14 protein-coding genes are annotated in these 13,574 nt (G+C 41.3%); 3 read left to right on the top strand and 11 right to left on the bottom strand.

Going from position 1 to position 13,574, the window contains the following annotated elements; genetic code table 11:
• Window positions 1-18: 18 nt before the first annotated feature.
• The 4 genes from POV27_RS08445 to POV27_RS08430 form a co-directional block, all read right to left on the bottom strand.
• Window positions 19-696, bottom strand: a complete 678-nt coding sequence (locus POV27_RS08445; protein ID WP_272862316.1) for a DUF2490 domain-containing protein — start codon at window positions 694-696, stop codon at window positions 19-21.
• Window position 697: 1 nt separating this feature from the next.
• The gene (locus POV27_RS08440; protein ID WP_272862315.1) at window positions 698-1,270 is read right to left on the bottom strand and encodes a hypothetical protein; all 573 of its coding nucleotides are present in this window, start codon (window positions 1,268-1,270) and stop codon (window positions 698-700) included.
• Between the two features lie 74 nt (window positions 1,271-1,344).
• The gene (locus POV27_RS08435) at window positions 1,345-2,469 is read right to left on the bottom strand and encodes a serine hydrolase domain-containing protein (protein WP_272862314.1); all 1,125 of its coding nucleotides are present in this window, start codon (window positions 2,467-2,469) and stop codon (window positions 1,345-1,347) included.
• A gap of 10 nt (window positions 2,470-2,479) precedes the next feature.
• Window positions 2,480-3,445: an ankyrin repeat domain-containing protein gene (locus POV27_RS08430; RefSeq protein ID WP_272862313.1), complete on the bottom strand. Its 966-nt coding sequence runs from the start codon at window positions 3,443-3,445 to the stop codon at window positions 2,480-2,482.
• Between the two features lie 233 nt (window positions 3,446-3,678).
• Between POV27_RS08430 and POV27_RS08425 the strand changes: the two genes are divergently transcribed.
• Complete coding sequence (locus POV27_RS08425; RefSeq protein ID WP_272862312.1) at window positions 3,679-4,743, top strand: sensor histidine kinase; 1,065 nt, start codon at window positions 3,679-3,681, stop codon at window positions 4,741-4,743.
• Window position 4,744: 1 nt separating this feature from the next.
• Window positions 4,745-5,452, top strand: coding sequence for a LytR/AlgR family response regulator transcription factor (locus tag POV27_RS08420; protein ID WP_272862311.1), 708 nt, complete (start codon window positions 4,745-4,747; stop codon window positions 5,450-5,452).
• A gap of 83 nt (window positions 5,453-5,535) precedes the next feature.
• Here POV27_RS08420 and POV27_RS08415 read toward each other — a convergent pair whose 3' ends face one another.
• From POV27_RS08415 to rpsA, 7 genes are all read right to left on the bottom strand, one after another.
• A complete protein-coding gene (locus POV27_RS08415) occupies window positions 5,536-6,441 on the bottom strand; it encodes a ribonuclease Z (RefSeq protein ID WP_272862310.1) in 906 nt (301 codons plus the stop codon).
• Window positions 6,442-6,597: 156 nt separating this feature from the next.
• Window positions 6,598-6,933 (bottom strand): ribonuclease Z, encoded by a 336-nt coding sequence (locus POV27_RS08410; RefSeq protein WP_272862309.1) that lies wholly within the window; start codon window positions 6,931-6,933, stop codon window positions 6,598-6,600.
• Window positions 6,923-7,861 carry an aspartate carbamoyltransferase catalytic subunit gene (locus POV27_RS08405; RefSeq protein ID WP_272862308.1) on the bottom strand — a complete coding sequence of 313 codons (939 nt, stop codon included), beginning with the start codon at window positions 7,859-7,861 and terminating at the stop codon, window positions 6,923-6,925. Before POV27_RS08405 ends, POV27_RS08410 begins: the two co-directional genes overlap by 11 nt.
• A gap of 8 nt (window positions 7,862-7,869) precedes the next feature.
• Complete coding sequence (gene pyrR, locus POV27_RS08400) at window positions 7,870-8,409, bottom strand: bifunctional pyr operon transcriptional regulator/uracil phosphoribosyltransferase PyrR (RefSeq protein WP_272862307.1); 540 nt, start codon at window positions 8,407-8,409, stop codon at window positions 7,870-7,872.
• A gap of 223 nt (window positions 8,410-8,632) precedes the next feature.
• The gene (locus POV27_RS08395) at window positions 8,633-10,249 is read right to left on the bottom strand and encodes a S8 family peptidase (RefSeq protein ID WP_272862306.1); all 1,617 of its coding nucleotides are present in this window, start codon (window positions 10,247-10,249) and stop codon (window positions 8,633-8,635) included.
• Window positions 10,250-10,253: 4 nt separating this feature from the next.
• Window positions 10,254-10,577 carry a hypothetical protein gene (locus tag POV27_RS08390; RefSeq protein WP_272862305.1) on the bottom strand — a complete coding sequence of 108 codons (324 nt, stop codon included), beginning with the start codon at window positions 10,575-10,577 and terminating at the stop codon, window positions 10,254-10,256.
• A gap of 118 nt (window positions 10,578-10,695) precedes the next feature.
• Window positions 10,696-12,534 carry a 30S ribosomal protein S1 gene (rpsA, locus tag POV27_RS08385; RefSeq protein ID WP_272862304.1) on the bottom strand — a complete coding sequence of 613 codons (1,839 nt, stop codon included), beginning with the start codon at window positions 12,532-12,534 and terminating at the stop codon, window positions 10,696-10,698.
• Window positions 12,535-13,425: 891 nt separating this feature from the next.
• Between rpsA and POV27_RS08380 the strand changes: the two genes are divergently transcribed.
• Entirely contained in the window at window positions 13,426-13,560 is a 135-nt protein-coding gene (locus POV27_RS08380; protein ID WP_272862303.1) for a hypothetical protein, read from the top strand.
• Window positions 13,561-13,574: the final 14 nt, after the last annotated feature.

Genomic DNA, 13,574 nt, shown 5'->3' with positions numbered 1-13,574 from the left:
AATGAATTATCGACATCCTTAGATAGACATGTACCAATTAATGGCTGTCCAAAACCGATGTCTAGGGCTCGAGTCTATAAAAGAATCCAATCGGTAATCTAATCCCAACTCCAATTTACTCGATTCTGAAATGTTATAACCAATGTGGGGAACCAAACGAACTTCCAAATCATGATCCTTCCCTTCCCAAGCATTCAGGTATTCATGATTTACCTTCACATAAAATTCCTTGGGGTCTACCGATTGTCCGCTCAACGGAATTAAAGAGGAAAGCCGATAACGCAATCGGACTTCAGTATCCCCGTCTTTCTGAAAGGTCTCATCGGTCGCAAATCTATGTGCCAATCGTAGACCGTGATACCCCTTTACGATAATAAATTGTTGAATGAACCTGTGCAACACCTCCTTTTCACGAAGTCGGATAAGATACCCTCCTGCTAACGATTTATCTACCGCTATTTTCTTAGCCGCGATACCTGAAATATCTGTCTGTAAATACTCATATTGAAAGTCATTGGATTCACCAAAGAACCCACTTTTCAATTCTTGCCGAGATTCTACCTTGGCATTCAGTTTCCAGTCGTTCGGAAGTTTTTTATTGATGTTTACCGAAGGCAATAGGCCAAATTGATAACGGCTCTGCGCCACAACGTAGCTAGTAATGAGAATTGATATGCAAACGAGGAATGCTTTCATATCAATATTCAATGTTATCGGTATTCTTCAGGACAATCTCCGCAGATTTTAAGTAGTCCCCCTTCTCTGAAAATAAAAACTCAAATTTCTTGTAGGCCCTATTAACCCTAGCACTTACAACAATTTCATAATTGGTGTTAATCTCTGTAGAAACCTTCTCCCTTTTTAAAAATGGCAATAGTACCGTTGGATCGCCACTGTATTGTATTTGAATCTTATTGATTCGATATTTCCCAAACTTTGAAGTGAAATACTCTGTAATACGAAGTCGAGCATTCTCTGGAATTTCCTCTTTCTTAATCTGTATTTCTACATCTTCCAAAGTCCCATCCATACTGAATTCAACGCTATACCGTTTTCCCAAATGTTTGGTCTTGGCTTCGACAGAAGAAGTATTGATCCCGATTTCCTTGTACCATTTAATCTTTTTTGAAAAAGAAAGCGACTGCACAAAATCCAGTGCTACTTGGGGAACTAGGGTTTCCTTCAATCGGATTTCCTTTTCATACTTGGCCTGGGCTAAGGAGGTAAAGGATACGAGCATGATACAAAGCGCGATCAATTTTTTAGCCATAGCGAACATTTATAAATGAAATTCCTTTTAGCTAAAATACGGGATTCTTTCGGGCATAGGAGACCGCTATGTCCCTAATCGTCTATTTTTCCTAGATAGTGGTCTACAATTTCCTTGCTAATGGTTTCGAATGCCTGTCCTATGCTTTGTCCTTCGCCCCAATTGGTAAGAATAACAAAACCCAACCCATATTCGGGATATAGGGATAAAGAAGACGCATAACCATCTATATCGCCTCCATGATAGATGACCGGCGTGTTTCGTTTCTTGGAATCGACAATAAAACAGCCCAAACCATAACTCCAGGAATCATTTATCTGTAAATACGGAGTCTGTTGTATCTTATTTATGGCACCCTCCTTTAATAGGGCCAACATGAACTGAGTAAGGTCTGTCACGGAACTGAACAAATTACCAGCACCAGCTAGAGCTTCCATATTCCATGGTTCGGTTTGGGTTAAGGGAGAAACTTCTAGATAAGGGGTCGCTAGTTTTTGCTGTATCCCTTCATTTAGCATCAAAGACGAATTATTCATTCCATATTTTGAAAAAATCTCGTCATGCATAAGGCCTGAAAGCTCCTTCCCCATTCGGTTTTCCATGGCTATTCCCAATACTCCATAGCCAAAATTGGAATATTTATATTTTTTGCCGATTTCTTTACGCAACTTCACTCTAGAAATTCCCTTCAATAGTTCTTCTTTGGAGTATCCATCTATAGGATAAGGATCGGTTCGTTTTAAATTAACAGGATATCTGGGAAACTCCGAAGAATGCGTTGCAATATCCCGAATCGTCACCACCTGTCCCTTGCGGCCAACTGGAAATTCAAGGGAAGTCGGAAAATAGTTCGACAAAGTATCTGAAAGCTGCATTTTATCCTGAAGTATCAGAGAAGCTAGCAAATGACCTGTGAACATTTTGGTTACTGAACCCAATTGATATACCGTATGCCCGTCGGCCTTGATTTTTTCTTCCACATTGGCATAACCGTAGCCCTTTGCTAAAACCACTTTACCATCTTTTACAATGCCTACAGCAAGACTGGGAATGTTCCTTTCGGCCTGTTGCTTTTTCACCAAACTGTCCAAATGCAATACAATCCCCTTTTTGGTTGGTAAAGTCTGTGCATAACAGGAAGACATTATACAAAGCGCCGTTACCAAAAAGAGGATTTTTGATATATTAACCGGATTCATAAAGGGTGGATTAGTCTTTTGCTCCTTTACTTAAAAGGTACCTCACCACCTCATCATGATTGCCACGACGTGCCATTTTTAATGGATTCCGACGTTCAGAATTCAATGAAAAACTATCCCGTACCGTTTTGTTTACATCGGCTCCTTGGGAAACTAGATATTTAACCACTTCTAAATGTCCCGACCAAGCAGCACCTATCAATGGAGTTTCATCTCCGCGAACATGGGCGTCAACTTCAGCACCAGCATCGACCAAGAACTTAACGATCTCCAGATGTCCTCCTCGAGAAGCAGCTATTAAAGGGTTGCCATCCCCATCACTGGCTTTGTTTACATCGGCCCCCATTTCTACCAGGGCTTTTACCACTGTTAGTTTACCCCCGCCAGCAGCACGAATTAAAGCAGTTCCGTCGCCTTTGGTTTCCTTATCGATATCGCCGGAATACTTCATGAGTAGTTTCAAAATAGCTGGATCGTCACAACCACCCGCCCAGATCATGGCATTTCCGTCGCCATCTACCTCTACATTGGGGTTAGCACCGCGCTCAAGAAATAAGCGGACGATATCGATATTTCCACCACGTACCGCCGAAATCAAAGGTGTTCCATCACCGCTAATCTTCTTCTTTACGTTCGCTCCTTGATCTACCAAATACTTGGCAAATTCAAAATGCCCGCCTTGGGCGGCGATCATGAGGGCACTGGCATCGTTGGAATGGCGATAAGAAACCTTAGCTCCCGAAGCTACCAATAGTTTAGCAATGCGTACGTTTCCATTCGTTGCTGCCATTCCCAGGGGCGTACGAGGCTGAAGTCTACTATTAAATTTACAATTTGGGTTCTGGGTATTTAAAAGGGTTTTTACTTTTTCAACATTGTTGTCCTGAACTGCCAACAATAAATCCTCGCAGCTTTGGGCGTAGTTCATGCTTATACCAGCTATGAGAAGGGTAATGATTGTGATTATGGTTTTCATAAAGTTCGATTTATATTGATGAATGTTTTTATTGTCACTCGAATGCATGTCAAAAGTATATCGCGGTTTAATACATTTTAAAAAAAGAAGACCAACAACCTTTTTCTACCCATAGAAACCCGATTTTAACAAAAAACGCTGTTTATCATTCAAAAACCGCTTTCTATGGGTCGTTATCCCACGTGCACAGAAATATGGAATAAGAAATCCGTCTAATGGTTACCTTAGCCCTCATGAAATCCCAACCTCGGCTCATAGATCGTATTCTCCAGTATCGTGTCCCTTCCCATATCCTGTTTTGGGTGTTTCTTTTGGGGACATTCTCTTTATCGGCCTTCCTGAGTACTGGAACTTTGAACCACTTTTACAACAATATAGCCATGCTTCCGGCACAGCTAGCTGCAGCTTACTTCCTCAATTACTATCAAGTACCTAAGTTGCTATTCAAAAAGAGATATGGGGCTTTTGCTCTTTCCCTTTTTCTGTCCATTTACCTTTTAGCCGTCATAGCACGATGTACGGTTGTATACATTGCAGAGCCCTTGTTTAGGGAAGATTTTACCCAAGAATCCCTTTGGGAGATCCTTTGGGATGTTCCTTACCTCTTTGCCGTATACTTTCCAGCGGTGTATATGTATGCTTTGATCATGCTCATTATTAAAACGATAAAAAAGCGGTTTGAAGAAAAGCACGAAATTGAAGTGCTATATAAGGAGAAGGCAAAAAACGAATTGAAATTCCTGAAAGCACAGATTCAGCCGCACTTTCTGTTCAATACCCTGAATAATCTTTACGCCCTGACCCTTTCAAAATCCGATTTAGCACCTCAGGTAGTATTAAAACTATCGGAACTGTTGGATTTTATCTTGTATCAAAGCGATGAGCCCACCATCCCTGTTGAAAAAGAAATTGAACTCATACAGGGGTTCTTAGATTTGGAAAGCCTGCGTTATGGGGATGATCTGGATTTGATTTTCGAACATTCGGTAGATGAACCCTCTACTCCCATTGCTCCACTCCTACTGCTTCCTTTGGTTGAAAATGCATTTAAGCATGGATCTAGCGGGAGTCCGGAAAATGCTAAGATTCACATTCATTTGTTGGTACAAAGTCAAAAGCTTTCCTTTTCCGTTTTCAACAGTAAACCGGAAGGAATTGAAATGAACAATGGTAATTCGGGTATTGGGATCGCCAATTTGAGGCGACAATTGGAACTTAATTATCCCAATCAATACGAATTGGAAGCCAAAGATGCCCAGGATAGTTATTGGGTGAAATTATCCATAGATTTACAATAAGATGACGAAGCTAAGATGTATAGCAATAGACGATGAGCCGCTGGCGCTGCAAGTGATACAATCGCATGTGGATCAGATTCCCGATTTGGAACTTATCACAACTTTTCCAAACCCTGTGGAAGCTACTACTGTGCTGCAAACAGATGCTATCGACCTCATCTTTTTGGATATTGAAATGCCTTTGGTTTCGGGGATCGATTTTCTGAAATCCTTACACAATCCTCCCAAGGTGATCTTTACCACGGCCTACCGAAACTATGCCCTGGAAAGCTACGAATTGGATGTGGTAGATTATCTTTTAAAACCTATTTCCTTTACCCGATTCTTCAAGGCGGTGAACAAGTGCAAGCACCTCATGGGATCGAGTGCTAGCAACCATTCGCAGGAACCGCAGGCTGTTAATGATCATATCTATGTAAATGCGAACAAGAAATTCGTAAAGATTCGTTTCCATGATATTTTATATGTAGAAAGCGTGAAGGATTATGTGCGCATACATACGGACGACCAGAGAATCATGACCAAGGAATCCCTTTCCCAGTTTGAAAGTAAACTACCCAACGGGTTCTTGCGAATTCACCGATCCTTTATCGTGAATTCGGCCAAAGTAACCGCTTTTACCAAGGTTGACGTGGAAATTAACGAAACTGAATTGCCTATAGGGGCGAGTTATAAGGAAGGGGTTATTGAGGTTCTGAAGGGGAATTAAAAACTTTTAAGAATATAGAAATGTGTGTATCGGTTCTAAATTCGTACAAATCCTATTCCAAATGTATAGGAATTTCCGAAAATCTAAAACTCAAACACCTTTCCATCTTCGGCCAATTCCACCGATTCGAAGATTTCCTGAGCCTCGGTCCGGAAAGGTTCTAATTCTCCATAACGTCCGCTATAGTGGCCCAAAATCAAGGTGCCAACCTCAGCACTTTTAGCGATGGTGGCGGCTTCCTTAGCCGTACTGTGCTCGGTCTTTTCGGCTAAATGCTGTTCCTTATCCAAGAAGGTAGATTCATGGTATAGGGCCGTAACGCCTTTTATTTGTGGAGCAATACTTGGAAAATAAGAAGTGTCGCTACAATAGGCGTAGGCTTTTGTAGGTGGCGGATCGTACGTAATTTCAGCATTAGGAATGATGGTACCGTCTTCGGTAATACCATCGGCTCCCTGTTTTATTTTTCGGAAATAGCTCATCTCTACCTTCAGTTCCTTTGCTTTTTCTACGTTCAGCCCTCGTTCTGCAGGCTTTTCCTGAAACAGAAAACCATTGGCATATACCCTATGTTTTAATGGAATGGTAGTAACCGAAAGTTTTTCATCTTCAAAAATGAGCTCAGGAGCATCACTTTCCAGTTCATGAAACAACAATGGGAAGTTCGTCCAGCTCTTTCCCAATTTTAATTGAAGCGTTACTGCCTCTTTAATGCCTTTAGGGCCATATACGTGCAATTCGGCTTCACGTCCCAACAGACGAAATGTCGAGATAAGTCCTACCAATCCGAAAAAATGATCTCCATGCAGATGGGATATGAAAATGTGTTTGATCCGAGCAAACTTAACCTTAAACCTCCTCAGCTGAACTTGGGTTCCCTCGCCACAATCTATCAGGAATAAATGTCCTCGCATTTCCAATACTTGTGCAGTAGCGTTTGCATCCCATCGGGGTGTTGCAGAATGGCAGCCAAGGATTGTTAACTTCATTAATTACTAGTGTTAAGTGTTAAATTTTAGGTGTTAGGTTTTAAATTTTAAGTGTTGAGTTTTAAATTTTAAGTGTGAATTTCGCGAGTAAAACCATTAGTTTATAGTCGATAGAGAATCATAAATCAACAATTGTCAATCGTAAATCATCAATTGCTAAAAGCCTAGATCTCGCTCTATTTCTTCCATTTCAATGATATCGGCGGCTTCCTGAAGGGTAGGAACTACAACCAATTCATCGGGAATTTCATCAATATCCACTCCTTGATTCACAATAACGAAAGAATGCTTGGTAGATCTATGGTAGGTGGAAAGCTTAATAAACGCCAACAGTTGGGATAGTTCTAAAGTTTCATTCGAGGAAAGGTCGATCACCAAATGATCTTCTGCAAATTTTTTAGGTACTACACTTTCCAAATGCTTCACAAACCCATCAAAATCATTTCTATCATCTGCCAAGAGGGTATATTTCTCAGTCTTTTCAGTCTTCATCACGTTTTATTTTGGAAGCCAGCAAATATAATACCGACATTCGTACCGCTACTCCATTCTGGACTTGGTCTAGAATAATCGCCTGGCCACTATCCGCCACTTCGGTAGTGATTTCTACCCCTCTATTAATAGGTCCAGGGTGCATTACCACGATCTCTTTGTCCAAAGATTCCAAGATTTCCATGTTCAATCCGAACTGCTGTGTGTATTCCCGGGTACTTGGGAAATAGCTAATGTCCATACGCTCATTCTGAACCCGAAGCATATTCGCTACATCACACCAATTCAACGCCTTGCGAAGATTGGTCTCTACTCCCACTCCCAATTTATCTATATATTTTGGAATCAGCGTTTTAGGGCCACAAACCTTCACCTCTGCCCCTAGTTTCTGAAGGGCAAAAATATTACTCAATGCCACTCTCGAGTGTAGAATATCTCCCACGATCACCACTTTCTTTCCTGCTACATCGCCCAATCGTTCACGAATGGAATAACAATCCAATAAGGCTTGTGTGGGATGCTCATGGGCTCCATCTCCCGCATTTACAATGCTCGCGTCTATATGTTTTGATAGAAATACCCCTGCTCCAGGATTGGGATGGCGCATCACTACCATATCTACCTTCATAGAAAGGATATTATTTACCGTATCGATGAGGGTCTCTCCTTTCTTTACGGAAGAAGAGGCGGCGGAAAAGTTGACTACATCTGCCGAAAGTCTTTTTTCTGCCAATTCGAAGGATAGTCGCGTACGGGTACTGTTTTCGAAAAACAGATTGGCAATGGTAATGTCTCGAAGGGAAGGTACTTTTTTGATGGGACGGTTGATTACTTCTTTGAAATGATCTGCCGTTTCGAAAATGAGCTGAATGTCATCTTCGGTGATGTATTTAATGCCCAGTAAGTGATTTACACTTAGTTCCTTCATTCGCAATGCTATTTATTTATAAGGTATACGGCGTCTTCCCCTTCGTTCTCTACCCAGCATACCTTTACTTTTTCTTCGTTAATAGCATCTACCTGTCGCCCTCTGTAATCGGGCTGTATGGGCAAATGCCTGCTAAACCTTCTATCGATGAGCGTAAGCAATTCAATCTCTAAGGGTCTACCAAAGGATTGAATGGCCGTTAGTGCAGCTCTAATGCTCCTTCCCGTGTACAATACATCATCTACAAACACCACCTTTTTATCCTCTACAATGAAATCGATCTTCGTCGTATTGGCTTCTAAAGTCTTTTCTCCCCTTCTGAAATCATCCCTGTAGAAAGTGATATCCAAATACCCCATTTGAATATTCTTGATCTTGTATTCGGTCTCCAAGAGACTTTTTAGGCGCTCTGCCAAGAATATTCCGCGTGGCTGAATGCCCACAAGAACGGTATTTTCGAACGTATCGTGATTTTCTATTAATTGACAAGCCAAGCGGTGAAGTGCGATGTTTACTTCGGTTGCGTTGAGTAACACTTTTTGGCTCATAGAAGGTGTCTGAATAATGATTCAGAATGCAAATTTAGGGTATCAATTATTAAAATTGGTAATTTTTTAATAGAATATGCGAAAAATGGCAATTCGGCCTTCCAATAAAGTGATGAATCGAGTGCTATAAAAGCCTCATTAAATCTATATTTTTTCAAAAAAAAGAGGCTACCGAAAGTTTCGGCAACCCCTACAACGCATAAGTAGAATTAGGCCTTTCTACTTACTCTTTGATGAGCACTTTATTGTATACCGTGGACTCACCTTCAAACACGATATTCAAGATATACATCCCTGCAGAAAGCGAGGTGACATCTAGGGTTTCATTCGGTAAGTCTTGATATTCGGTAATTAACTTACCATCCATACTATGAAGCTTCACCTTAGTTATAGCCGCATTTCTAGGATGGGAAATAGAGACCAATCCGTGCGATGGATTGGGATATAGTTTTATAAGACTAGCATCTGCTTCAAAATCATTTACTGCCAAGGCATCGCAGTTATCCATTAACAACTGGACGGCATTGTTTACGTTCAATCTTCCGCCGGTAGTGGTAATACCTTCCAAGGATTCGTTGGGATCTACTCCCTGAAGAATAAAATCGCGTACAAACCTCGCAGCGGCGGCGGGATCGGCATCTACAAGGTTGGCAAAATTCTGACAAGGCGCCGAATACAACAAGGCAATGGTTCCTGTTACGTGCGGCGTAGCTCCGGAAGTACCCCCAAAACCACCATAGGTATTCCCTAGGGCTGTATTGTACGCTCCTGCACCAGGAGCACCAAGATCGATGGTTTCAGCGCCGTAACCGGCAAAAAGCACCTTGTTATCTGTAATATCAGTATTGGTCACACTAATAAGGTATTCACTAGGACAGGCGGTTGGCAAATCTCCAATGATATCGACATTCTGATTGTCATTAATAGTAGCCCCGCAGCTTAAAATTCCATTTTCCCCAAGGGTATCATACAGCGCACACCACAATGGGGCATCATCCGGATTTCCAAAATCCACTCCCCAAGAAGCATTAGTAGATACCACAAAAGCCCCTTCGGCTCCAGAAGTGGAGTTGTATAGCATTCTGGCTTCCAATGCATAGCTATAAGCTTCAATAACTGCCGCTTCGTTGGTATTGAAGTCGTTCTTTATCACCATGACCTTTACATCCCAGTTTACACCTGTCACGCCGATCCCATTATTTCCTTTGGCACCTACGATACCTGCTACGGGTGTTCCATGACCTCCACCAGCTATATTGTCATCATTGGTAACGATACTCCAACCTTGGTAGTCATCTACGTAGTTGTTATTGTCATCGTCTATATCATTGTCTGGAATTTCGGCTTCGTTGGTCCAAAGGTTATCTTCGAAGTCCTCGTGGTTTAAATCGATTCCATCGTCCAATACGGCTGCAACAATTACATTTCCATTCATGGTCGTTCCTCCTGTGGTTATGTCCCAAGCTTCATCGGCATCAATGTCCTTATCATCATCTTGAAAATATTGCCATTGATTTCCAAAAAGAGGGTCATCAGGAGTGGCACGGCTTCTCACAATATGATTTTTCTGGGCAATCAATACGTTCGAATTACTGTATAAGGTTCTTACAGCTTCCCCTTCATCCATAGAGGAAGGATTCAATTGCAGTCGCCAAATGTTCATGGGTCGTGATACTAATGTAGCATTCGTAATTTGCATCGAAGACATTTCGCTGGAGAGCATGTCTGCCGTTACATCTTTGCTTAACTTCACCAATACTTCATGGCGTAGGTAGTTGGGTTCTTGTGCGTGCAAGCTGAAAGCGGCACAAAACAGGATAAGGAATAAAAACTTTTTCATAGCATTAGTTTCTTAGGGTTACATTTCTATTTAGCTGTGCTTCTTTTACCAAATCGGATTTTTTCAACAATTCGACAAGCTCAGTATTTTGGATTTTTTCTGAATTGAATCTGAAAAGGAAAATGTGCATGGGTCTACTCAATACCTTTTCCTTCTTAAGGCTATATTCGGTATGGCTTTCTTCCAATTGCACTACCGACTCGCTATCGTGCAATTGCACAATGACCGTATTCTTCTCGCTGTCCTGCGCGGCATCCTTGCTTTTGCAAGAAATCGCAACGGTAATGAGTAGCAGTACCGTCCATGTAAATAAGGTTTCCTTTTTCATAACAAGGATGAAAGTAGCAACAATCCCTAAGAAAAGGTACTTACTATTAGTAAATAATGAGAAAAAAGAAGCCCCTCCATAATGGAAGGGCTACTGTATTTTAAAATGTAGGGCTTACTTATTTCTTCCCGTCCATTTTGTCTTTCAATTCTTGAAGCTTAGCGTTGGCATCACCAAGAGTTGGTTTTGCTTCGTCCGCTTGTTGTTTCGCACGCTTGGCAGCTTGCTTCACAATCTTCGCTTCTTCTTCCTTGTGAATGGTCATGTGAGACGCTACCACTTTCTTGAATTCTTTGTTGAATTCAATGATCTGGAATTCTGCCTCTTCACCTTTCTTAAGGTCGCTTCCGTCTTCTTTCTCCAAGTGACGCTTAGGTACAAATGCACTAATGTCCTCGTTGAAGTTGATCACTGCACCTTTGTCTACGATCTCATCGATAGTAGTTGTGTGCTTAGATCCTACTGCGAACTCTTCAGAGTACTTATCCCAAGGGTTCTCGGTAGTTTGTTTGTGACCAAGGCTTAGTTTACGTCCTTCTACATCCAACTCCAATACGATCACCTCTAGCGTATCGCTAATGTTAGTGAACTCACTTGGGTGCTTCACTTTCTTAGTCCAAGAAAGATCGCTGATATAGATAAGACCGTCGATTCCTTCTTCCAACTCTACGAATACACCGAAGTTGGTGAAGTTACGAACGATACCTTCGTGCTTAGAACCTACAGGGTATTTCTTAGTGATATCGGTCCATGGGTCTGGCGTCAATTGTTTGATACCAAGGCTCATCTTACGCTCTTCACGATCTAAAGTAAGGATTTGAGCTTCTACCTCGTCACCAACGTTTACAAAGTCTTGAGCACTTCTAAGGTGTGTAGACCAAGACATTTCACTTACGTGGATTAGTCCTTCTACTCCTTCTGCTACTTCGATAAAGGCACCATAATCAGCAATTACAACAACTTTACCTTTTACTTTGTCACCTACTTTAAGTTCATCTCCAAGAGCTTCCCATGGGTGAGGGTTCAATTGCTTAAGACCTAATTGGATTCTTGTCTTGTCCTCATCGAAATCAAGGATTACAACGTTCAACTTCTGATCCAACTCAACGATTTCATTCGGGTGGTTGATACGAGACCAAGAAAGGTCTGTAATGTGGATCAATCCGTCTACACCTCCAAGGTCTACGAATACACCGTAAGAAGTAATGTTCTTCACGACACCTTCCAATACTTGACCTTTTTCCAATTGTCCGATAATCTCTTTCTTCTGCTCTTCGATATCTGCTTCGATCAACGCTTTGTGAGATACTACAACATTCTTGAATTCGTGGTTAATCTTCACCACTTTGAATTCCATTGTTTTACCTACATATATATCGTAATCACGGATAGGCTTCACATCAATTTGAGATCCTGGCAAGAACGCTTCGATTCCGAATACGTCTACAATCATACCTCCTTTGGTACGACACTTTACAAATCCATTTACCACAGTACCTTCGTCGTGAGCTGCATTTACGCGGTCCCAAGCTTTGATGGTACGTGCCTTACGGTGAGAAAGGATCAATTGACCGGTAGCGTCCTCACGAACGTCGATCAATACTTCTACCTTGTCCCCTACTTTAAGGTCTGGGTTGTAACGGAATTCGTTCAAGGAGATTACCCCTTCACTCTTGGCGTTGATGTCGATAATAGCATCGCGATCGGTAATGTGGATTACCTCTCCTTCTACCACTTCGTCATCTAAAGTGTCTACGAAATTCTCGGCTACCAATTTTTCGAACTCTTCCAATTGCTCGCCAGCTACAGGGTCGATCCCTTCTTCGTAGTTGTGCCAGTTAAACTCTTCTAGGAATTTTTCAGGATTGCTTTCTTTTAAAGATACTTCCTGGGTGGGTTGCTCCACTACTGCTTTTTCTTCTACAGCAGCTTCTGCTTTTTTTGTTTCTTCAGCCATAATGCTTCTGAATGCTTTTTGGTTGATTATTAGTTAATAAGATGCAACCAAAAAGGTTTTTTGTATTCTGTGTTAATAAGGAAAGTGATTACGATGATCCCACAGAAGGGTTTCTTGTTTTTTATATGTTTCCTTTCCGCTCTCCTATTATATCGTCAAAAAGGGCTGCAAAATTAGTGTTTCTATTTTGATTTTCAAAGCAATAATGGTTTTTGTTGCGGGTTTGCGGGTTCTGGGTTTGATTTTTTGAATTTTACATTTTTCGGTTTGCAGTTTCAGTTTACAGTTTCAGTTTGCAGTAGCAGTTCGCAGTTACAGTATTCAGTAGCAGTTACAGTATGCAGTTTACAGTAGCAGTTTACAGTAGCAGTTTGCAGTGACGGCGTACTTTGATTTGGACTAAAAGCAATTCAACACAACCAATTCCCTATTGCACTCTACAACCAAAGCAACTACACGATTCAACAACTCAACGACTCAACGAATAAACTCTAATGACACCTCGATATAATCCTACGGTTTGAAAGCTACCCTTCGGATTACTAGGCGTTACTCCCCGAAACAACACAACAATTCAACACCTAAACGGCTCAACATTTCACCAAAACTGTTAAACTTTGTTAAAAAGGTACTTTGTAATGCATAGTACTGTAACATTTTATTTTTCCTGTCGTCTATCTAGTAAATCAATCAAAACAAAAAGTCATTCATCAATCACTTAACGAACAGATCATGAGAACATTAGACAGCAACACATTGACAGAGAAACCTAAAGAATCACTAGGTTTTGTGTGGAACAGCAAAAGACGTTATAGATAATATAAACGTAGAAATTAATCAATCACCCCTCCTTCGCACTAGGTGCATCGGAGGGCCTAAAAAACGAACAACATGAACCTTACACAGAACATTCACAGAGTAATGAAACGACAGGCACAGCGCAGGGACCTCTTCTTATTTAAGACGAATGACTGTGGGTACCGAACAGAGGAGTGGCACGAAATAAACAACCCTTTTATCATATAGTTTTCACAGTGTTT

Source organism: Aureisphaera galaxeae (genome assembly GCF_028561275.1).
GTDB classification, from domain to species: Bacteria; Bacteroidota; Bacteroidia; order Flavobacteriales; family Flavobacteriaceae; genus Aureisphaera; species Aureisphaera galaxeae.
This window is presented reverse-complemented; position numbering and strand designations above follow the sequence as displayed.